This window comes from Microbispora sp. NPDC046973 (genome assembly GCF_040644495.1).
Taxonomy (GTDB): domain Bacteria; phylum Actinomycetota; class Actinomycetes; order Streptosporangiales; family Streptosporangiaceae; genus Microbispora.
Genome location: NZ_JBEYWQ010000003.1, coordinates 233049 through 252489 on the forward strand (window position 1 = coordinate 233049; position 19441 = coordinate 252489).

At 72.4% G+C, this 19441-nt stretch carries 20 protein-coding genes; 4 read left to right on the forward strand and 16 right to left on the reverse strand.

Annotated elements, in window-relative coordinates; all coding sequences use genetic code 11:
• Window positions 1-3 precede the first annotated feature (3 nt).
• A complete protein-coding gene (locus ABZ860_RS08245; RefSeq protein ID WP_357216789.1) occupies window positions 4-939 on the reverse strand; it encodes a helix-turn-helix transcriptional regulator in 936 nt (311 codons plus the stop codon).
• Between the two features lie 221 nt (window positions 940-1160).
• On the opposite strand from ABZ860_RS08245, the gene ABZ860_RS08250 reads away from it, so the two are divergent.
• Entirely contained in the window at window positions 1161-2021 is an 861-nt protein-coding gene (locus ABZ860_RS08250) for an SDR family NAD(P)-dependent oxidoreductase (protein WP_357216792.1), read from the forward strand.
• 3 nt (window positions 2022-2024) lie between these two features.
• Here the strand turns inward: ABZ860_RS08250 and ABZ860_RS08255 are convergent, their stop codons facing one another.
• Genes ABZ860_RS08255 through eccCa form a run of 3 tightly spaced genes read right to left on the reverse strand, consistent with a single transcriptional unit; the run spans window position 2025 to window position 7464 of the window.
• The gene (locus ABZ860_RS08255) at window positions 2025-3161 is read right to left on the reverse strand and encodes a WXG100 family type VII secretion target (protein WP_357216793.1); all 1137 of its coding nucleotides are present in this window, start codon (window positions 3159-3161) and stop codon (window positions 2025-2027) included.
• Window positions 3158-3463 (reverse strand): hypothetical protein, encoded by a 306-nt coding sequence (locus ABZ860_RS08260; RefSeq protein WP_357216796.1) that lies wholly within the window; start codon window positions 3461-3463, stop codon window positions 3158-3160. Before ABZ860_RS08260 ends, ABZ860_RS08255 begins: the two co-directional genes overlap by 4 nt.
• A 20-nt stretch (window positions 3464-3483) precedes the next feature.
• Complete coding sequence (eccCa, locus tag ABZ860_RS08265; RefSeq protein ID WP_357216799.1) at window positions 3484-7464, reverse strand: type VII secretion protein EccCa; 3981 nt, start codon at window positions 7462-7464, stop codon at window positions 3484-3486.
• A 73-nt stretch (window positions 7465-7537) separates the two neighbouring features.
• Here eccCa and eccD point away from each other — a divergent pair, with 73 nt between their 5' ends.
• Window positions 7538-9031: a type VII secretion integral membrane protein EccD gene (gene eccD, locus ABZ860_RS08270; protein ID WP_357216801.1), complete on the forward strand. Its 1494-nt coding sequence runs from the start codon at window positions 7538-7540 to the stop codon at window positions 9029-9031.
• A gap of 60 nt (window positions 9032-9091) precedes the next feature.
• On the opposite strand, the gene ABZ860_RS08275 is transcribed toward eccD, so the two are convergent.
• The 6 genes from ABZ860_RS08275 to ABZ860_RS08300 form a co-directional block, all read right to left on the reverse strand.
• Window positions 9092-9871 (reverse strand): SGNH/GDSL hydrolase family protein, encoded by a 780-nt coding sequence (locus ABZ860_RS08275; protein ID WP_357216804.1) that lies wholly within the window; start codon window positions 9869-9871, stop codon window positions 9092-9094.
• Window positions 9858-10499 carry a PadR family transcriptional regulator gene (locus tag ABZ860_RS08280; RefSeq protein ID WP_357216805.1) on the reverse strand — a complete coding sequence of 214 codons (642 nt, stop codon included), beginning with the start codon at window positions 10497-10499 and terminating at the stop codon, window positions 9858-9860. Before ABZ860_RS08280 ends, ABZ860_RS08275 begins: the two co-directional genes overlap by 14 nt.
• A 184-nt stretch (window positions 10500-10683) precedes the next feature.
• Window positions 10684-11061, reverse strand: a complete 378-nt coding sequence (locus ABZ860_RS08285) for a YbaB/EbfC family nucleoid-associated protein (RefSeq protein ID WP_357217608.1) — start codon at window positions 11059-11061, stop codon at window positions 10684-10686.
• 11 nt (window positions 11062-11072) lie between these two features.
• The gene (locus ABZ860_RS08290; protein WP_357216808.1) at window positions 11073-11450 is read right to left on the reverse strand and encodes a YbaB/EbfC family nucleoid-associated protein; all 378 of its coding nucleotides are present in this window, start codon (window positions 11448-11450) and stop codon (window positions 11073-11075) included.
• Window positions 11447-12328 carry a hypothetical protein gene (locus ABZ860_RS08295; RefSeq protein ID WP_357216811.1) on the reverse strand — a complete coding sequence of 294 codons (882 nt, stop codon included), beginning with the start codon at window positions 12326-12328 and terminating at the stop codon, window positions 11447-11449. Before ABZ860_RS08295 ends, ABZ860_RS08290 begins: the two co-directional genes overlap by 4 nt.
• Before the next feature lie 10 nt (window positions 12329-12338).
• The gene (locus ABZ860_RS08300; RefSeq protein WP_357216813.1) at window positions 12339-12932 is read right to left on the reverse strand and encodes a hypothetical protein; all 594 of its coding nucleotides are present in this window, start codon (window positions 12930-12932) and stop codon (window positions 12339-12341) included.
• A 185-nt stretch (window positions 12933-13117) separates the two neighbouring features.
• Here ABZ860_RS08300 and ABZ860_RS08305 point away from each other — a divergent pair, with 185 nt between their 5' ends.
• Window positions 13118-13558: a YbaB/EbfC family nucleoid-associated protein gene (locus ABZ860_RS08305; protein WP_357216815.1), complete on the forward strand. Its 441-nt coding sequence runs from the start codon at window positions 13118-13120 to the stop codon at window positions 13556-13558.
• A 94-nt stretch (window positions 13559-13652) separates the two neighbouring features.
• Here the strand turns inward: ABZ860_RS08305 and ABZ860_RS08310 are convergent, their stop codons facing one another.
• The 6 genes from ABZ860_RS08310 to ABZ860_RS08335 form a co-directional block, all read right to left on the reverse strand.
• Window positions 13653-15005 carry a hypothetical protein gene (locus ABZ860_RS08310; protein WP_357216818.1) on the reverse strand — a complete coding sequence of 451 codons (1353 nt, stop codon included), beginning with the start codon at window positions 15003-15005 and terminating at the stop codon, window positions 13653-13655.
• Window positions 15006-15031: 26 nt separating this feature from the next.
• Window positions 15032-15457, reverse strand: a complete 426-nt coding sequence (locus ABZ860_RS08315) for a hypothetical protein (protein ID WP_357216820.1) — start codon at window positions 15455-15457, stop codon at window positions 15032-15034.
• A 16-nt stretch (window positions 15458-15473) separates the two neighbouring features.
• The gene (locus ABZ860_RS08320; protein WP_357216823.1) at window positions 15474-16925 is read right to left on the reverse strand and encodes a hypothetical protein; all 1452 of its coding nucleotides are present in this window, start codon (window positions 16923-16925) and stop codon (window positions 15474-15476) included.
• 30 nt (window positions 16926-16955) lie between these two features.
• Window positions 16956-17312, reverse strand: coding sequence for a hypothetical protein (locus ABZ860_RS08325; protein WP_357216826.1), 357 nt, complete (start codon window positions 17310-17312; stop codon window positions 16956-16958).
• A gap of 81 nt (window positions 17313-17393) precedes the next feature.
• The gene (locus tag ABZ860_RS08330; RefSeq protein WP_079320191.1) at window positions 17394-17693 is read right to left on the reverse strand and encodes a WXG100 family type VII secretion target; all 300 of its coding nucleotides are present in this window, start codon (window positions 17691-17693) and stop codon (window positions 17394-17396) included.
• Between the two features lie 39 nt (window positions 17694-17732).
• The gene (locus ABZ860_RS08335) at window positions 17733-18053 is read right to left on the reverse strand and encodes a WXG100 family type VII secretion target (protein ID WP_357216829.1); all 321 of its coding nucleotides are present in this window, start codon (window positions 18051-18053) and stop codon (window positions 17733-17735) included.
• Between the two features lie 335 nt (window positions 18054-18388).
• Between ABZ860_RS08335 and ABZ860_RS08340 the strand changes: the two genes are divergently transcribed.
• Window positions 18389-19438: a hypothetical protein gene (locus ABZ860_RS08340; protein ID WP_357216832.1), complete on the forward strand. Its 1050-nt coding sequence runs from the start codon at window positions 18389-18391 to the stop codon at window positions 19436-19438.
• The last annotated feature ends 3 nt before the right edge of the window (window positions 19439-19441 follow it).

The following is a 19441-nucleotide window of genomic DNA, read 5'->3' on the forward strand; positions in this document are numbered from 1 at the left end:
GTGTCACACGCGGTCGGCGTCGCCCATCACTTCCCGGCCGTCTTCCCGCCGGACGTCTTCCCGCCGGTCGCGGGGGAAGGCCCCGTCGCCGCCGGGGCCGGGGAGGGTCCAGCTCGCGAGAAGGTCCAAGGCGCGTTCAGAGGACGAGCCGGCTTCCGCGGTGTAGACGAAGAGCGTCATGTCGGGGTCACCGGACAGGGAGAGCGTCTCGTACTCGACGGTCAGCTCACCGACGAGAGGGTGGCGCAGCCGCTTGGAGCCGTGGGTGCGCTGGTGGACGCGGTGCTGCTCCCACCAGTGGGCGAACTCGCGATTGTGTTCGCGCAGGTCGGCGATGAGGGCGGTGGTGGCCTGGTCGTCCGGGTCGCGGCCGGCGTCGAGCCGCAGGCTCTCGACCGCGGCCCGTGCCTGAACCTCCCAGTCGACGAACAGCGATCGGGCGTCGTCGTCGAGGAACATCCATCGCGCGTAGTTGCGGTGCCGGGGCGGCAGCCGTTCGAAGTCGGTGAACAGTGCTTTCGCCATCCGGTTGGAGGCGAGCACGTCGGTGCGGCGGCCGAGGACGAGGGCGGGCTCGCCGTCGAGGGCGTCGAGGAGCTGGTAGAGCCCGGGGCGCACGCGCTGGACGCCGCGGGCCCGCCGCCGGACGGGCGCCGCGCTCATTCCGATGAGGTCGTGCAGATGCGCGCGTCCCGCGTCGTCGAGCTCCAGGGCCCGGCCGACGGCCTCGACGACCGCCGGTGAGGGGGTGATGCGCCGGCCCTGCTCGAGGCGGGCGTAGTAGTCGCTCGACACTCCGGCCAGGAGGGCGACCTCCTCGCGCCGCAGGCCCGGAACCCGCCGTACGCGGCCGTCGGGGGGCAGGCCGGCCCGTGACGGGTCGACCTGGCTCCGGGCGCGTCTCAGGAAGTCGGCGAGTTCGCGGTTGGTGTCGGCCATGGAACCCAGTGTCTCTCTCGCCGTCCGATCCTGACTGGTCCTGTGCGTCCTAGGTTGCCCGGTGCGCGGTCACGCAGGGCGCGATATGGCGCCCTACAGCGGTTGGTGGTGAACCAGGCTGGTGCCGTGCCGGTCCCCGGGGCTCCCCGGCCGGCGCCGCCGCCCGCAACGGGCAGGCAGAGCATCCGACAAGCAGAGCATTCGACAAGCAGAGGACGACCATGAGCTTCCCGACAGATCGACCGGCCGTCTGGTTCGTGACCGGCACCTCCCGCGGCCTGGGCCTCGAACTCGTCACGCAGGTGCTGGCGCGCGGCGACCGCGTGGCGGCGACGACGCGGTCGCCGGAGCGGCTGCTGGCCGCGCTCGGTGACGGGATCGACACGTCGCGCCTTCTCCCGCTCACCGTCGACCTGCGCGACGAGGCGTCGGTCAGGCGGGCCGTGCAGGAGACCGCCGAGCGCTGGGGAGGCCTGGACGTCGTCGTCAACAACGCGGGCTACGGCTTCCTGGCCGCGGTGGAGGAGACCGGCGACCGCGAGGTCCGTGACATGCTCGACGTCCAGGTCGTGGGTGTGTGGAACGTGCTGCGCGCCGCCCTGCCCATCCTCCGCGAGCAACGCGGCGGCCACATCGTCAACGTGTCCTCGATCCTGGGCCTGACGGCCGTCCCGGGCTGGGCTCTCTACTGCGCCGGGAAGTTCGCGCTTGAGGGGCTGAGCGAGGCCCTCGCCGCCGAGGTGGCGGACTTCGGCGTCACGGTCACCATCGTCGAGCCGGGCTACTTCCGCACCGAGTTCCTCACCGAGGACTCGCTCGCCCTGCCCGTCCGGACGACCGCGCACTACCCGGCCATCCGCGAGATGACCTCCGACCATCTCAAGCTCCAGGGCAGCCAGCTCGGCGACCCGGCCAAGGGCGCCGGCGCGATCATCGGCCGGGTCCTGGCCGGGGAGGGCCCGCTGCGGCAGCTGCTCGGCTCGGACGCCCACTCCTACGCCGTGGCCAAGGTCGAGGCCCTGCGGGCGAACGTCGAGGCCGCCGCGCTCAGCGCGCCCGCCACCGACTTCCCCGCCGCCTGAAGGTCAGTATCCGCGGTATCCGGTGCCGGTCTTCATGCCCACCACACCGGGAACGGCCGAGACCGAGCCGTAGCGCGCGACGGCGTAGCGGACTCCCGCGATGATGTTGTCGACCGGATTCCAGATGTCCTTGTGCCCCGGCAGCGACCAGCGGTCGAACGTGGGGTCGATGGTCTGCATCAGCCCCTTCGAGGGGGTTCCCGCGGCCGCGTTCGAGTCCCAGTTGTTGATCGCGTGGGGGTTCCCGCCCGACTCGTGCCGGATGATCATCCAGATGTCGTCCCGGTTCATCTTCCCGGCGGGGTAGCCCTGCGCCGTGAGGATCGCGATGGCCTGATCGATCCACTCCTTGACCTGGCCGGTGGGCGCCGGCCCGCCGCCGGCCGGCGGCGGGCCGCTGGGGCCGTAGCCGCCGAAGCCGCCGCTCCCGCTCGATGCGCCTGAGCCGCTCACGCCGCTCAGGTTCGTCCCGCCGTACGACGCGTACTTCGGGTGCGCTGTGTCCCCGGGGGCCCCCGTGTAGCCGGGGGTGCGCTGCCAGTCGACGGTGTGCCCGTGCCGGGGCACGAAGTCCTGTTTGCCCGGGTCAGGGATCTTGGCGAAGGTGAGCGCGCCGTCACGGTACTCAGCGCCCAGGTGGGAGCCCAGCGTCTTCGTGGCGTCGCCGACGGCCGTGTTCACCTGCTCCAGATGCGGCCGGGCGTCCTCGATGCCACGGGAGACGATGGCCCGCAGCCCGCTTTCCAGTTCCTTGTCCGTGGCGTCCTGGTTTCGACTGCGGTAGGTCGCGGCCTCGGCGACCACGTCACCGCAGATGCCGTCGATCTTCGACTTGGCGCTCTCCAGCGCGGCCGCGACCTTCTCCAGCGCGCCCGCGCACGCGCCCAGAGCGTCGTGGAGGCCGTCCGCCGCCTTGCCGTACCTGTTCATGTAGTCCACGAAGGCGTCGGCGGAGCGGCCCTGCCACGCGGCGTCCACGGTGCGCACGGCCCGGCCCACGCCGCCCGCGTAGTCCTGCGCGTCGCCGGCCGCGCCGCGCCACTTCACGGCGATCTCGCGGATCGTGCCGGGATCGCCGCTCACCTTCTCCGCCATGGCGGCCAGCTCGGCGCCGCCCGGCAGGTCGGAGACCCCGCTCATACCTGCATCGAGGTGGACGTGGCCTTGTTGGCCTTCCGGACGTTGTCCTGCACGCTCTCCAGCGCCCGTTCGACGCCTTTCAGCTTCGTCCTCGCGTCGGCCGCTTCGGCGGTCAGCGCGGCGTAGGCCGTGTCGACGGCCCGCGCCAGCGCCGCCGCGCCGTCCACGTGCCCGAAGGCGGCCGCCGGGGTGTCGGGCTTGTCGGGCAGGCCGCCGTGCAGGCTCTCGTACTGGCCCCAGGCCTTGGTCACCGCCGTACGGCAGCTTTCGAGCGCCTGGAAGTGGATGTCGAAACCGGTCACGTGCTGCTCCTTTCCACCTCTCACTCACTGTCCGGAGGAGGCAGGAACGCGGTCTGGGCGAGCCGCGCGCCGAACCTCCTGTCGACGTGGTAGCCCCGGCCCGGTGGCAGCGGATGCGCCCGGACGTTGCCGAACAGGTAGCCCTCGTCCTTGTTGCCGGACAGGATGACGGCGGGGCTGGCCATGTCCTTCAGCTTCTGGATGACCGGGTCGTACATGGCCCGGCCCGCGCCGCCCATCTGGCGCGACAGGACCAGGTGCAGCCCGATGTCCCGCGCCTGCGGCAACAGGTCCACCAGGGGCAGCAGCGGATTGGACGAGGTGGCGACCAGGTCGTAGTCGTCCACGACGACGTAGACGTCGGAACCCTGCCACCAGCTCCTGGCCCGCAGCTGCTCGGGCGTGAGGTCCGCCGGAGGCAGCCGCTTGAGCAGGGCTCCGCGCACGTCGTTGATCAGCTCCTGGGCGGCGGTGCTCGACGCCGCGTAGCCGATGCGGTGCGCGGTCGCGGCCGAGTCGAGCAGCGACCTGCGGTAGTCGATAACGATCATCATCGCCTCGTGCGGCTGCCGCCTGGCGACCAGTCCCTCGGCGACGAGCCGCAGCAGGTTCGACTTGCCGCTCTCGGTGTCGCCCAGGACGACGAAGTGCGGGTCGGCGTCGAAGTCGAGCAGCACGGGCGAGAGCGTCGCCTCGTCGATGCCGATGGGGATCTTCGGTCCCGTCTCCTCGATGCCGGGCAGCGAGGCCGCGGGCAGCACCGGCGGCAGCAGCCGGATCGCGGGCGCGGGCGGGCCCTGCCAGGCGTCCCTGACCGCGTGCACCAGGCCGCGGACGCCCGCCGCGAGGTCCTCGGAGCTCTGCACGCCGTCGATCCGCGGCAGCGCGGACAGGAAGTGCAGCCCTTCCTTGGTGAGGCCGCGTCCGGGCACGCCCTCGGGGACCGCCAGCGACGCCTTCCTGTTGACCTCGGACTCGTAGGCGTCGCCGAGCTTAAGCTCGACCCTGGTGCCGAACAGGTCGCGGATGCTCGCCCGGAACTCCGACCACTTGTTGGTGGCCGCCACCACGTGGATGCCGTATCCGAGACCCCGGGCGGCGATGTCGGTGACGACGGGTTCGAGCGACTCGAACTCCTGCCTGAGCGTCAGCCAGCCGTCCACGACCAGGAACACGTCGCCCCAGCCGTCGCCGTCGCGGCCGGACTCGGCCCGCATCCGCCGGTAGGCCGCGACCGACTCGATGCCGTGCTCGGCGAAGTCCGCCTCACGCCGCTCCAGGATCGTGGAGATCTCGGCGACCGTACGGCGCACGCGGTCGGCGTCGAGGCGGCTCGCCACGCCGCCCACGTGGGGCAGCGCCTCCAGCGAGGCCAGGGAGCCGCCGCCGAAGTCGAGGCAGTAGAACTGCACCTCGCGCGGCGTGTGCATCAGGGCCATGCTCGTGATCAGGGTCCGCAGCACCGTGCTCTTGCCGCTCTGCGTGCCGCCCGCGACGCCGACGTGGCCCGCGCCTCCCGACAGGTCCAGCCAGTAGGGGTCGCGGCGCTGCTCGAACGGCCGGTCGACGATGCCGACGACCGCGTGGAGCATCCCCCGGCCGCCCCAGGTCGCCGTGGTCAGGCCGTGCTGGGGGGTGACGGACAGCGGCGGCAGCAGGTGGGCCAGCGTCGGCGGCTCGGCCAGCGGGGGCAGCCAGATCCGGTGGGCGGGCGGGCCGTGGCCGGTGAGCCGGCCGACCACGACGTCCAGCAGGCTGTGCCGGGGGCCGCCGGCCTCCTCGGCGGGTGCCAGCTCCCTGGGCGTCTCGGTCACCTCGACGGGCGCGAAGGCGGTGCCGTACTCCACCACGTCGCGCACCGGCCGCCCGGCCTCACCGGGCGCGGACCGCGCGGGGTCGGCGTGGTGGGGGCCGGACACGTACGCGGCCTTGAACCGGGTCATCCCGGTCGTGTCGTACTTCAGGTAGCCGTTGCCCGGCGCGGGCGGCAGCTCGTAGGCGTCGGCGACGCCGAGCACGACCCGGCTCTCCATGGCCGAGAACGTGCGCAGGCCGATCCGGTACGACAGGTGGGTGTCGAGGCCGCGCAGCCGGCCCTCCTCAAGGCGCTGGGAGGCCAGCAGGAGGTGCACGCCGAGCGAGCGGCCGAGCCGTCCGATCATCACGAACAGGTCGATGAACTCGGGCTTGGCGGCGAGCAGCTCGCTGAACTCGTCGATCACGACGAACAGGGTCGGCATCGGCCGCAGGTCGGCGCCCTGCTCCCTGGCCCGCTCGTAGTCGCGCAGCGAGGCGTAGTTGCCCGCGGCGCGCAGCAGCTCCTGGCGGCGCACCATCTCGCCGTGCAGCGCGTCGTGCATGCGGTCGACGAGCGGCAGCTCGTCCTCCAGGTTGGTGATGACCGCCGACACGTGGGACAGGGAGTCCAAGCCGAGGAACGTCGCGCCGCCCTTGAAGTCGACCAGCACGAAGTTGAGGATCTCGGAGGAGTGCGTGATGGCCAGGCCGAGCACCAGCGTGCGCAGCAGCTCGCTCTTGCCGGAGCCGGTCGCGCCGATGACCAGGCCGTGCGGCCCCATGCCGCCCTGCGCCGACTCCTTGATGTCGAGCTCGACGACGCGCCCGTCCGCGCCCAGGCCGATCGGCACCCGCAGCCGGTTGCGTCCGGCGCGGGGCTGCCAGATCACCGCGGGGTCGAGGTGGACGGGATCGCCCACGCCGAGCAGGTCGGTGAGCGAGGTGTTGACGCCGAGCACGTCCTGCGCCTCGCCCTGGGTGCCGGCGGAGGCGCGCAGCGGCGCGAGCTGCCGGGCCAGCCCCTCCGCCTGGAGATAGCCGAGGCGGTCGGGGTCGCCGAGCCGGTTGCTCGACCGCCGTCCCGCGTGGTCGATCTTGACCATGTGGAAGCCGTCGGGCTGGACGTCCAGCCGGAGCGTGATCGCCTCCGGGGCCGGCCCGGTCGCGCCGGACAGGTCGATCACGGTCACGCCCTGGATGGCGTCGGAGCCGAGCTGGCTGTCGTGCGGCACGTGCCCGCCGTCCACGATCACCACGTGGTACGGCAGCGCCTCGGCGGAGGCGCCGGGCCGGAACCTGGCGCGCTCCCTCAGCTCCTCCCCGACCAGCGCGTCGAGGTGGGCGAGGTTCTCCGCCATGAGCCTGACCTGGCCCGCGGCGTCGGCCTGCTCGGGATGCAGGGCGTGCGGCAGCCACTTCGCCCACTCCCAGTGGGGCATCCACTCCTTGCTCGCGCAGATCATGATCCGCATGTCGTCGGGGGAGTGGAAGACGACGAGCTGCGCGATCATCGCCCGCACCAGCTCGCGCACCGCGGTGGGGTCGCCGGTGAGGTGGATGCGAGCGAAGGAGTGCAGGGCGACCGCGACGGGCAGCCCCGACACCGTGGCGTGCGCCCGGACGAACCGGCGCAGCGCGCCGGCCGACAGCGCGTCGAGGTCCTCCACCGGCTTGGTGTCCGGCGGGACGAGCTGGATGGCCAGCTTCTGCACGCCGGTGCCGAGCCGTACGGTCGCGAAGTCGTCGTCGCGCGGCCTGCGCTCCCACAGGCGCGGGCCCATCGCGAGCCACCACAGCGAGTCGGGCGGCGGCCCGCTCCACTCCAGCGCCTCCCGCTGCTGCACGGCGGCCCTGCGGACCTTCCTGCGGATCTGCGACAGGTAGCGGAAGTAGTCGCGGCGCAGCCCGTTGAGCCGGTTCCTGCGCTCACCGGCGTTGCGTCCGAGCTGGCCGACGCTCATGCCGACCATGGAGACGGCGAACAGTCCGCTGGCCACGTACATGAGGGGATTGCCGGTGCCGCCCGCCGTGAACATCAGCGCCATCGCGGCGCCGCCGGCCAGCATCGGCACGTACGTGAGCACGGACATCAGACCCTGCGGCTGGACCTCGGGAATCTCCGGTGGGGATTCCAGGAGGATCTCGCCACGGGGCGGCTTGGGGCCCGGGCGGCGCTCGGGGCGCGAGACCACAACAATGCTCATCTGACTGACTTTTCTACCAGGTTTGCCGATATTTTCGGGCTGTCAGAGAGATCTTCGGGAGAGGATTCCCGCTGTGTCATCGCCGGCCCCCCTTCACATCCAGCAGGGTGTCGTCCAGCAGGGCATGGTTCAGCACGGCCCGGGTCAACAGGGCGCGGTTCAGCAGGGCGCGCTGCCGCAGGCGACCGTGCCGCTGCCGCCCCTGTGCCACGTCACCGTGGTCGCCCCGCGCAGGAAGGCGGACCTCGCGCTGCCGTCGGACATCCCGCTGCCGCACGTCATGCCCGGACTGCTCCGGGCGGTCGGCGAGGTGGCGGGCGACGCGGCCGCGGCCCCCGGCTGGGTGCTCCAGCGTCTCGGCGGCCCGCCGCTCGACCTCGGCCAGAGCCTGGGCGCGCTGGGCGTCCTGGACGGAGAGGTCCTCTACCTGCGCCCGCGCGACGCCGTGCTGCCGCCCGCGGTGTACGACGACGTGGCCGACGTCGTCGCCACCGGGACCAAGGAAGGCGGCGGCAGGTGGGAGCCGCGGCACACCAGGCTGCTCGGCATGGGTGTGGCCGCCGGGCTGCTCGCGCTCGGCGCCGTCGTCCTCGCGCTGGCGGCGGCCCCGCCGCGGCTCACCGCCGGGGTGGCCGGAGCCGTCGCGGTGCTGCTCCTCGCCGCCGGGGCCGTGGTGTCCAGGGCGGTCGGCCAGCCCACCGCGGGCGCCCTCGTCGGCTACGCGGCCCTGCCGCACGGCTTCCTCGCCGGGCTGTTCACGCCCGGCGCATCGGGCGCCGTGCTGGTCCTCGGGGCGCCGAACCTGCTGGCCGGGCTCGCGTACACCGCGCTGGTGGCGACCGTCGGCGGCGTGCTGATCGCCGACGGCGTGGCCGGCTTCCTCGGCGTCGCGGTCGCGTCCGTCGCCGGGGCCGTGGGCGCCGGGGGCGTGATGGTGTTCGGGGGATCGGGCGCCGGGGCGGCGGCCGTGGTCGCGACGGCCCTGCTGGCGCTGAGCCCGCTCATCCCCACGCTGTCGTTCCGGATGGCCAGGGTGCCGCTGCCGCCGCTGCCCACCAGCGCCGAGGAGCTGCGCAGCGACAACCAGCGGATCGACGGCCCGCTGGTGCTCCAGCGGACCGCGCAGGCCCACCGGTACGCCACCGGCATGGTCATCGCGATCGCGCTCGCCGGTGTCGCGGGGGAGCTGCTGCTCGTCCAGCACGGCGGCTGGGTCGCCCGCGTGACGGCGGCGACGCTGGCGCTGGCGCTGGCCATGCGGGCGAGGGTGTTCGCGGGGGTCGCCCAGCGGCTGTGGATGGTCCTCGCCGCCGCCACCGGGGCCGCCGCCCTGGCGTTCGCGCTGGGCACGGGCGCCGACGCCGTCGCCGAGGTGGCCGTGACGATCGGGGTGCTGTGGACGGCCCTGCTCGTGCTCGGACTCGGTCTCTGGCTGCCCACGGGCAGGCCCTCGCCGTTCTGGGGGCGGGCGGCGGACATCCTCGACGCGCTGCTGATCGTCGCGCTGGTCCCGCTCACGCTGGGCGTGCTCGACCTGTACGCCTGGGTGCGCGGCCTGTCGGGCTGACTCCCCGGATCGCGGGACGGCGTCTCCCGGGGTGCGCCGGCCGCCGGTGCCCGCCGGAGGTCACGCGGCCGGCCGTACGGGCAGCAGCGCGGGGCGCTTGGCGGTACGACCGTCGCCGGACGACCTGCCGAGGAGGCGCCGCACCAGCCACGGACCGAGGAACGCGCCCGCCCAGCGCAACTCGGCGCCCAGTGCCCGCCACCCGGCCGGGTCCACCGGGGGATGCAGCGGCAGCGTCCAGCCGTCGTCGCTGCCGGGCAGCCCGAGGGCGTGGGCCACGGCCGCCGCGATGCGCTCGTGGCCGAGCGGACTCGCGTGCAGCCGGTCGGAGCTCCACATCCGGGGGTCGGTGGAGACGGCATGAGACGCCGTCTCGGCGACTACGACCCCATGCCGTGCCGCGGCCGCCCTGATGCGGTCGTTGAGTTCGAACACCCGCGACCGGAGCGGCCGGGCGATCGGCGCGATCTTCCCGACGTCCGGGAACGTGAGGGTCGCGACGCGGGCCCCGGCGGCCGTGAGACCGGCGAACATCGCATCCAGGTGCCCGGCCACCTCGGCCGCGTCGAAGCGGGGCCTGATCAGGTCGTTGACGCCGGCCACGACGGTGGCCAGATGGGGGCGCAACGCCAGGGCCGGCGCGAGCTGCCCGGCCCGAACCTCCCCCGCGAGCCGCCCGCGCACCGCCAGGTTGGCGTACGCGACCTCGGGGTCCACGGTCGTGAGCCGTTCGGCGAGCCGGTCGGCCCAGCCCCGCGGGTGGGCGGGGTCGCCGTCGCCGAGCCCTTCGGTCTGGCTGTCGCCGAGGGCGACGTAACGCAGGCGCTCACCGCTCGGCATGCGCCACCTCCTGGTTCCGGGGAGCCGGCGCGGTCCCCTCTCGTGTGATGGACGCGGTTCCTCCGCCCGGCACGGCCGCGCTCCTGTCCCGCAGGACCGCGGCGGTCCGCAGGCACCAGTCGCGGTTGCCCTCCTCGAAGGCCAGGCCGCGCAGGCAGGTCAGGTACGGCCCCACGCGCCCGCCTTCGCGGAGGAACTCCTCTTCGCCCAGGTCGCCGCGCATCTTCCGGAGGATGCGCCGGAACAGATCGATCTTGGCCTCGGCCATGGCGGCCCTCTCCTCGACCTGCCGGATCAGCGGCCCGGCGTCGACGTGGTCGGCCGCCTGCACCTTGACGAGCAGGTCGTCACGGATGAACGACGGCTTCGACGCGGCCGCCGCGAACCGCTCCAGCTCGGCGAGCCCGGCGTCCGTGACGTGGAAGAGGCGCTTGGTGGGCCGGGTCTCCTGGACCACCTGCCGCCCCGCGACCAGTCCCTCCCTCTCCAGCCTGGCCAGCTCGGCGTACAACTGCTGGGGCAGGGCGTGCCAGAAGTTGGCCACACCGACGTCGAACGCCTTGGCCAGCTGGTAGCCGCTGAGCTCGCCGTCGAGCAGCGCCGCGAGGACGGCGTGCCGTAAGGCCATGGAACCGCTCCCTTCGCTCGTTCATAGTCAACAATATGACTATTCAAAGAAGTGAGCATAGGGAGATCCTCGGAAACGTCCGGAGAGCGGGTTCGCACCGTGCGGACGGCCTGGCGGGGCCACGGCCGGAGACGTCCGGGATTCGGTGCGGGGCCGACGGCGAGGAAGCGGCGGTTCCCGGTCGCTAGGCCCGATCGGCGCCTTCGGGCGACGCCCGCTCGTCGAACGCGCGGCGGGCGTCGCCGAGGAGGCCGGCCACGTGCGGCACCCCCGCGGCCTCCAGCCCGCCGCGCAGCATCTCCTCCTTCGCCGCCTCCGCGGCCGCCTCGGCCCGCCGTACGGCCTTCAGGACGGCCTCGGCGAGCGTGCGGCTGTCGAGCCTGCGCATGCTGAGCGGATGGATGTCGAGGGCGCGAAGCGTGCCGACGGCGTCGACGGTCGCCGTGATCCGGCCCTCGTCGGCCCTGCCGGCGTAGTCCCGCGTGCTCCGTTCGGTCGCGAGCTCGTCCATCAGGGCGGCCGCGGCCTCCAGCCGCTCCATGCGCGCCCGGAGCTCGCGCATCTCGTCCACGGTCACTCCTCCCGCAGCAGGGCCTGGACGTAGGGGGCGAGCGGGTCGCCGGGCGCGGGTGGTTCCGCGAAGTCCTCCATGGCCCTCGCCAGCCGCTCGCCCGTCTCGCTCCGCGCGGCGCCGATCGCGCCCTGGATCGCGGCGGACATCGCGACGTGGTCGAGGTCGCGCATCGCCCGCGGGTCGATGGTCAGCCCGAGCAGGTGGCCCGCCCCGGTGACCCGGGCCACCACGACGCCCGTGGCGTCGGTCCCCTCGACCACCTCCTCGCTCAGCCCGTGGAGCAGGTCGGCGAGCGCGCCGACGCGGCCCTGGACCTCCCGCACCAGGCCGGCGACGTCGCCTTCCCTGCCCTCGTTGAACGCGGCCGTGTTCTTCATTGGAAGTCCTTGTTCGCCGGCTGCCAGTAGTCGTGGATGTGCGCGCGGTCCGCCACGGCGGTGGTGAGCGTGAGGTCGCGGCGACCCCGCGCCGGGTCGCCCCCCTCGAAGAAGGCGGCCCGCACGTCGTTGAGCTTCTGCTCCATCTTGTTGAGGTCGCTCTCGTAGGCCATGTAGACGTCGGCGAACTGCTTGACGAGGTTGCCCAGCGCGCTGACGAACACGCCCGCCTGCGAGATCAGCGCGACCCGCCCGGCCGGGTGCGCGCTCATCGCCGCCAGCGTACGGAGGACCGGCGCCGAGGCCGCGTAGAGGCCGAACACCGACAGGTCGTACTCCAGGACCTCCTTGAACTGGCTGTGCATCGCGCCGCTCATCTCGCCGGTGACCCCGTGGAGCTTCTCGTACAGGACCGTGGTGTTGAAGCGGACCCGCCGCCCGAGCAGGTCGGCCGCCTGGCCCTTCCAGTTCGGGCTGACGTCCTGGAAGTAGGAGAACCAGATGTCGGACCTGCCGCTCTCGAGCCGGCCTCCCATCTCCTTCCACAGCTCCCGCCGGTCGTAGAAGAGGAAGGGGTTGCCGAGGTTCAGCGTGGCGGCCACGTCCAGGGCGAGGGCCGCGATCCCCAGCCCGGACATGGCCGACGCGGTGCGCGTCTGCTGCCGCAGCGGGTTCAACGCCCTGACGAGGTTCCTGAAGAAGCCGGGATCGGTACGCGTGGCGGCGGACGTGGCCGATGTGGCGGTCGTGTCCGCCGGTGCCACGGAAACGGCTCGCTGGACGTTGCCGCTCGAGTCCGTGATGTACAGCTCCTTGGGGCCCGAGGCGGGCCGGCCGGGAACGAACAGCGTGCCCGGCTCGCTGGGCGGGGTCGACATGCGGGTCCTCTCAGGGGCGCGTCTGCTGGATGGCCGCCTTGCTCGCCTTCTCCGCCGCGACGTAGTTGTCGGCGGCCCTGACCAGCGTCTCGCCGTCCGTGTGCAGGGCGTCGCCGAGGATGCCGGCGGCGGTCGACCAGGTGTCGGAGACGAAGTTGAACCGGTGGACGAAGGCGAGCCCGACGATGGGGATCCCGGCGAGCGGGGCGAGGTTCCAGCCCTGGAAGCGGGGCGTGGCGTCCCCCAGCCGCCGGACGCCGTCGGCGGAGCCGCCCACCGTGCCGGCGAACTTCCTGATGAAGCCCGCGGCCACCTCGTAGCCGGGCGGGCCGGGCGGGCCGCCGCCCGGGCCGGCGGGGAACGCGGCCTGTGTCACGGCCAGCTTCGGGGCCTGAGACGTCCCAGCCTGCCGTACGCGCAGCGCGTCAGGCAGGCAGGGACCGGGCGGCGGACAGGGCGGAGTGTGCGGGCACGGGCTGACCATCGAGGGCACGGACGGAGCCGGGGAGGCCTGCATGTTCGGCGGCGCGGTCACCGAGCCGGGGGGCGAGGTCGTCGCGGAGATCGCCGGTGACTGGCTTGGCGAGGGTTCACCGTATGGCACGTGATCTTCCCTATCACCGGGCTTCGAGCCCCTGCCACGCGCCAGGGCGACGTTTTCGCAGGTGGAAAGCGTAAATTAGGCGGATGTTCACTGATGTGTAACGGGTGAGGCCGTAAAACCCGTACGCCCAGGTTTGAATGCGTTAACTTGCCGATGTTCGGAAATCGCGGGGAAAAGGGGCTCAGATGGCCGGCGGCGGGTTCGACGACTTCGACATGGAGCGATTCAGGGAGCGGGCGGACGCCAGGATCGAGGCCGTCGAACGGCTCCAGAGCACCCTGTCCTCGCTCGTCGGCCGGGCCCGGGACGAGGACGGGCTGGTCAGCGTGGAGTTCTCCACCCGCGGGCTGAGCGAGCTGGAGCTCCACCCCAAGGCGATGCGGCTGAGCTCGGGCGAGCTGGCCGACCGGATCAAGGAGACGATGCGCGCCGCGTCCGACGACCTGTACCGGCAGATGAACCGGGCCATGGCCGAGGCGCTCGGGCAGGAGGGCGACCAGACGAGGTTCCTGGACGACCCGGAAGCCGTGCTCGCCCAGGTGAGAGAGGCGGAGACCGCCTTCGACCGGACCGCGGAGGACGTGCTGGGAGAGCTCGACCGCATCAGCCGCAGGCTGGGCCTCTGACCTGCCCTCTGACCTGCCGTCTGTTCCCGGATCGGCCGATCCGGGAACAGACGGCGTGCCGGCGTCGGGGACGCAGGCCGCGGGTGGGCCTTCGTCAGCCGATGCGGTCGGGGCTGATGGCGCTCGACACGCGCCAGACGTCCGGCTCGGGGTCGTAGATCTCCCGCTCGCGCTCCTCCCGGCCCTCCGATCCGGCCGCGCCCGCCGGACCGTAGGGCATGAAGGAGGAGCCCGCACCGGCCTGGCCGGCACGCAGGCCGCCGAGGACGGATTCGCCCGCTTGGGCGCCGACGCCGAATCCGGTCCCGTATCCGCCGCGCTGCCCGCCGTACGTGCCGATCACACCGCCGGGCGGCAGTGTGGCGCCGGGTCCGGTCGTCGTGACGGGGATGTGCGCGTCCGGATAGCCGGTGAGCGCGTTGGGGGTGGTGCCCGCGGAGGTCGTGCCGACGGGCAGGGGATGGGCGTTCGCCAGGTCGGTCCTGTCGGAGCCGCCGATCACGGCCGGAGCCGTGCCCGACCCGCCCGACTGCCCCGTGTCGTGCCCTGCGTTCTGCCCTGTGCCCGTCTGCCCCGTGCCCGTCTGCCCCGTGCCCGAACCGCCGGGGTCGCCCGCGTTGCCGGACCCGTCCGTGCCGGTGCCGCCCGAGCCGGTGCCGCCGGAGCCGCTGCCGTCGCCCGAGTGGCCGCCCCCGCCGGAGCCCGAACCGCTCGACCCGGACCCGGTGGAACCCGAGCCCCCGGTGCCTGAGCCGGACGTGCCCGAGCCGGACGTGCCGTCCCCGGAGGAGTCGCCGTGCCACACCCCGCCGGGATGGTTCGTGGGCGCGTTCGTGCCGCCCGGGTGGATGCGCGGCGACTGGGTGAGGTCGATGGTCATCGGCTCGATGGCGGGCAGTTCGAAGGCCAGCCCGTCGGCGAAGGCGTTGTTCGCCTGCTGGATGTCCTCGTTGAGCTTGCGGAAGTGGTTACGCGCGGCCTCGTCCGCATCGGTGGGCGGGCTTCCCGTGGTGCCGCCCCCGGCGCCCTCGCCGCTCTTGTCCGTGGCGGCGGGGAAGTTGGCCTGCGCCTCCTTCACCACGCTCGCATACCAGGACATGGCGGCCCCGCTGGACGCCATGGCGTCACCCAGCGCGCCCGCCGTCGCGTAGAGCGCGCGCAGCGCCGACTGCACCTCGACCGCGGCCGGGCCGCGCCACACCTGGGCGAGCTCCTTGGCCGTTCTGCTCAGCGCGGCCTGGATGCCGGACTCGGCCGGCCCGTTGCCGCCGATCGTCCCGCCCACCAGGTCGGCGGCGTCGAGGAACGCCTGGCCGGCCCTGCCCACGTCGTCCGGCTTGGCGGCGTCGAGCTTCTGCTTGATCTGCTCCCGGGTCAGGTTGCCCTGGTCGAGCCCGTACAGGCTCTCGTAGATCTTGATCAGCTCCCAGCCGGAGTCGGATCCCATCGCGATCTATCTCCCTGCCATCTGGCTCACGCGCTGCTGCTCTTGTGGCCCTTTTCGTAGTTGGCGACCGCCTGCTCGACGGCGGTGACCAGCGCCTCGACCCGGTCGATCAGCAGTTGGTACTTGCCGCTGATCACCTCGTGGGCCTGTTCGGCGTTGAGCCCGAAGTATCTGGCGGTGTCCCACGGCCCGGCCTCGGCCGGGCCGACGTTGGTCAGGCCCTGGACCTCACCCGCGGTGCCCGGGCCGCTCCAGGTGGCGCTCATGCTCGCCGGAGCGCGACCGCGCAGGCTTCCGAGCTCCTCCCGCAGCCCCTTGAGGACCTGCAGGACCCGGGTGTGCTCGATGTACGGCCCGCCCGCGGCGCCGTCCGGGCTCCCGTCGAGACCCGGCCAGCCCTCGGGCAGCCGCAACTTCGGTGGCGGCGAACCGCCGCCCGCGTCACGGGTCACGTCACACCTTCCTCGATCATGTCCTGTCGATGCGGGGGGAGGTGGTCGGCTGGTCGCTCATGAAGAAGTCCTCGTCCTCCAGCAACCAGGTGGTCCGCTCGCGTTCCTCGCGTTCCTCACCCCTGCCCGCGCCGTGCGGCGCGACCGGCAGCATCGAACCTCCGGCGGAGGGCCGCAGACCCGCCGCGTTCACGCCGGTGACGCCGCCGGCCCCGGCCCCGGCGCCGCCGCCCGCTCCCGCTCCGTACCCGCCGTACCCGTTGGGGCCGAAGCCGGTGCCGTTGCCCGTGCCCGGCCCGCCGCCGAAGCCGCCGGGTGCGTCGAGCCGCGGCGTGTGGGCGGCCAGGCTCGTGCCCTGACCCGTGCCGTTCGACCCGTTGCCGTTGCCGCTGCCGTCGAGGCCCGCGCCGTTCAGGCCGTTCCCGTTCAGCCCGGTGCCGTTCAGCCCGTTCGCGTTGAGTCCCGAGCCGTCGAGACCGTTCGGGCCCGTCCCGTTCGGCCCGCCGCCGTCGAGCCCGTTCCCGTTCGATCCGTCGCCCAGCCCGTACGGCGGGTAGCCGCCGTTCCAGCCGGGGAACCCACCGTCGCCGAGCCCGTTGCCCGAAGTGCCGGTCCCGAGGTCGCCGAGCGACCCGAGGTTCCCCGGGCCGGTCACGCCGGTGGGGACGTTCCCGTTCGGGAGGCGCCCCCCGGGGCCGGTGACCGGGTCGAACGTGGGCGGCGTCATGTCGAACTTCGGGACGTCGGTCTCGAGCGAGGCGGGGAACATGTCGTTGGCGGCCTGCGTCGCCTGGGTGAGCTTCTTGAGGTGCTCCTCGGCCGCCTTCATGTCCTTTTCCTCCTTCGACTCCCCGAAGAGGTTGAGGAAGGGGCCGTCGCCGAAGATCGAGCCGATGGCGCCGCCGATGCCGCCGACGATGAACCCGCCCACGCCGCCGATGACGGCTCCGGGGATGGCTCCGACACCCGCGAAGGGGGAGCCGGCGATCGCGCCGCCCGCGGCGCCGACCGCCCCGGCCTCCAGGGCCGCGTCGTACCAGTCGATGTCGCTCTTGGTGGGCTTCGGGACGTTCTCGCCCCGGAACTGGTTGAGCGAGCTGGCGTACACGTCCAGCGCGGGAACCACGCCGCGCGGTGTGGAGGGCGGTCCGGCGCGGCCGCCGGGGAGGGAGGTCTCCACGATCGCGTTCATCGCCGCGACCGTGGAGGTCCGCAGCCGGCGGAGCTGCTCCTTCACCTGCTTGGCGTCGTCGCCCGTGGTCCAGTGCTTGTCGAGCGCGTCCAGATGCTTGTCGAGGGTGTCGACCACGGACTTCAGCTTGTCGTGCACACCCTTGAACTCACCCGAGGCCGCTCTGATCAGCTCGGGGTCGGTCTTCCCGAGCGCGTCGCGCAGGGTGTCCAACATGACGACGCCCGGATCGGACGCGTCGAACGCCGCCCTGATCGGCATCTTCCTCTCGGCCAAGACGCCTCCTTAACCGCTCCCCGTAAACGGCTAGACCTCCGCCGTGCCGGCCTGCTGCACGCCCGCCTGCTCGCCGGCGTCGAGGTTCCTGATCGCCAGCTCCAGACGCTCGGCGGCGATGCCCAGAGTCGCGGCGATCTCCGCGTAGACCGCGGTGACCGCGCCCTCCGCGCTGGTCAGGCTGGTGTGGAAACCGATGGCCGCGGGCCAGAACCCGCCGATCGCGTCACGCTGCGAGATCAGCTTCTTCACCGCGCCGCCCTCGGTGAAGGCGACCGGAGTCACCTCGCGTTTGGACGCACCGGGCGCCAGCAGCTCGAGCGCCTCCTCGAAGTCCTTGCGCGCGTTCCTGAGGGCCGTGCGGCTGACCTCCACGCCTCCGGACATGCGTCACCCTCCCGTTCACGGCCGGGGACGGCGCCGACGAGGAATCGCCGGTGCCGCCGGCCGTACCGTCGGACGTTCGCCCTACTTCCCGTCGAACATGGCGGCGTTGATGCGCTCCACGTCCTGCATGTTCATGTTCGTGATGTTGATGTTCTTGGCCAGCAGGGACACGATGTCCGCCAGGCCCTTGGCCTCCTGCTGCCAGATCCGCCTGGTCTGGTCGTAGGCGTCCTTGGCGCTGCCCTGCCAGATCGCGGTCTTGGTGTTGAGCTTGTTCTCCAGGTTCTCCAGCTCCGTGACCAGCCTGTTGAAGGCGTTCTGGAACTCGGTCTCGCCCGTGTCGAGACCACTGAAGTTGACCTTTGTGATGTCGAAGTCCACCGTCGCGCTCTCCGTCCGTTCCTGGTGGTCGTCTCGGGCTCAGCGGCTGTACGTGGCGGGCGGGGCCTGGTTGATGAGCGCCTCGATCTTGTTGATCTCGGCGGTCGCGTGCGCGTTGAACTCGGCGTAGTTCTTGTTGTTCGCCCTGATGCTCTCCGCGAGGGTCTGCAGGCTGCCCAGGATGACGTCCATGCGCTCGTGCCACAGCAGGTGCACCTTGTCGAACGCGTGGTGCGACTCACCCTGCCAGTGGACCTTGAGGTTCTCGCCGGCACTGTCCAGGTAACGCTGGATGCCGCGGATGTTCTCGGCCGCGTCGCCGATCCAGGTGATCGCCTCATCCAGGTCGTGCCGGCTCACTTGGGCCTGGCTTGCGCCAGAGTGCGACATGGTCACCTCCACTGATCCTGTCGAATTCCCCCGACCAGGAGGGTCGGGTGATGACCCAAAAGTCACAGTAATGGATCAGTAGGCACCTTGCCGGGGCAGTCCGAGATTAAGATTTTGTCACGTCTCTTGCGCTTTTGTCAGGCGGCCGGTTAGGAGATTTGTACGATTTGCGAGCTTTGTGGTGGCTCGGCCGTAAGTAGTTGAAAACGCAATCTGCCGGGAATCGACCGGAGGGTGTTGTGACCGATACGAGCGGGGGCGCGACGAATCCTTTCGCCGGCCTCGCAACGGGAACGGGCGGCGCGGTGGACCCCCGTCTGACGGACCCCGAGTTCAAGATGGACTACGGCGAGGTCGCGAAGTTCGGCGACGGCGTGGCCGGCCGGGGGCAGGTCCTCGCTGACACGAGCGGCCGGATCAAGAAGATCCACCTTCCGCCGCTGACCTTCGGCGTGATCGGCGGCAGCCTGAACGGCGTGCACAGCCAGGTGCGGAACACGACGGCCGACGCCGTGGCGAAGGGCAAGGAGGTCCTGGAGTCCTGGAAGACGGCCATCGACCAGGCGGTCAAGAACGCCAAGGAAGCCGAGAAGCAGAGCTCCGGCGGCCACGGGAAGGTCGACGTGCCGGGCGGACCGAAGGGCCCCGGGATCGACCCCAAGAAGCTGGGACTCGGCGGCGGGGTGCCGAAGGTCGGCGCCGGTTCCGACCTCGGGAACGACTGGAAGCTCCCGAAGGACAAGCTGGGCACCGACCTCGACGACAGCCTGAAGCACCCGGACCTGCCGGATGGGAGCACGCTGCCCGGCCCCGGCGGGAGCGACGGCGGCCTGCCCGGCGCCGGTGACCCGAACGGCAACGGCCTCGACCCGAACGGCGGCGGTCTCGGTCAGGACGGCCTCGGCCGTACGGGCCTCGACGGGCTCGGCCAGAACGGTGTGAACCCGCTGGAGACGCCCAAGCTGAACAACCCGGGCGACACCGCCCTCTCGGCGTACAATCCGAACCCGTCGTCGATGCCGACGGTGCCGACGGTCCCCGACCTCGGCACGGCCGGCTACGGGCCGGGCGACCACTCCACGACGACCCGGCCCGGGGCCGGCGGGTACGGCTCGGGCGGCTACGGCTCCGGTGCGTACGGCTCGGGCGGGGGCCCGGGTATCGCCGGCGGTCGTGCCGGGGCCGGGGCCGGCGGGATGCCCGCCATGCCGTACGCCCCGATGGCGGGCGCGGGCGCGGGGAGCAATGACGACAAGGAACGCACGCGGGGCCCGGCGGTGCCGGAGGACGAGAGCACCTGGTTCGGCGACGAGGACGTGGCACCTCCCGTCCTCGGGATGCAGGAGGACGTCTAGGCC

Bases quoted from the DNA above. Each gene is read 5' to 3' on its own strand.
- ABZ860_RS08250 (WP_357216792.1), top strand. From the start codon at position 1,161: ATGAGCTTCCCGACAGATCGACCGGCCGTCTGGTTCGTGACCGGCACC.
- ABZ860_RS08245 (WP_357216789.1), bottom strand. From the start codon at position 939: ATGGCCGACACCAACCGCGAACTCGCCGACTTCCTGAGACGCGCCCGG.
- ABZ860_RS08325 (WP_357216826.1), bottom strand. From the start codon at position 17,312: ATGTCCGGAGGCGTGGAGGTCAGCCGCACGGCCCTCAGGAACGCGCGC.
- eccCa (WP_357216799.1), bottom strand. From the start codon at position 7,464: ATGAGCATTGTTGTGGTCTCGCGCCCCGAGCGCCGCCCGGGCCCCAAG.
- ABZ860_RS08295 (WP_357216811.1), bottom strand. From the start codon at position 12,328: ATGTCGACCCCGCCCAGCGAGCCGGGCACGCTGTTCGTTCCCGGCCGG.
- ABZ860_RS08310 (WP_357216818.1), bottom strand. From the start codon at position 15,005: ATGGGATCCGACTCCGGCTGGGAGCTGATCAAGATCTACGAGAGCCTG.
- ABZ860_RS08285 (WP_357217608.1), bottom strand. From the start codon at position 11,061: ATGCGCGAGCTCCGGGCGCGCATGGAGCGGCTGGAGGCCGCGGCCGCC.
- ABZ860_RS08290 (WP_357216808.1), bottom strand. From the start codon at position 11,450: ATGAAGAACACGGCCGCGTTCAACGAGGGCAGGGAAGGCGACGTCGCC.
- ABZ860_RS08280 (WP_357216805.1), bottom strand. From the start codon at position 10,499: ATGGCCTTACGGCACGCCGTCCTCGCGGCGCTGCTCGACGGCGAGCTC.
- ABZ860_RS08305 (WP_357216815.1), top strand. From the start codon at position 13,118: ATGGCCGGCGGCGGGTTCGACGACTTCGACATGGAGCGATTCAGGGAG.
- ABZ860_RS08275 (WP_357216804.1), bottom strand. From the start codon at position 9,871: ATGCCGAGCGGTGAGCGCCTGCGTTACGTCGCCCTCGGCGACAGCCAG.
- ABZ860_RS08255 (WP_357216793.1), bottom strand. From the start codon at position 3,161: ATGAGCGGGGTCTCCGACCTGCCGGGCGGCGCCGAGCTGGCCGCCATG.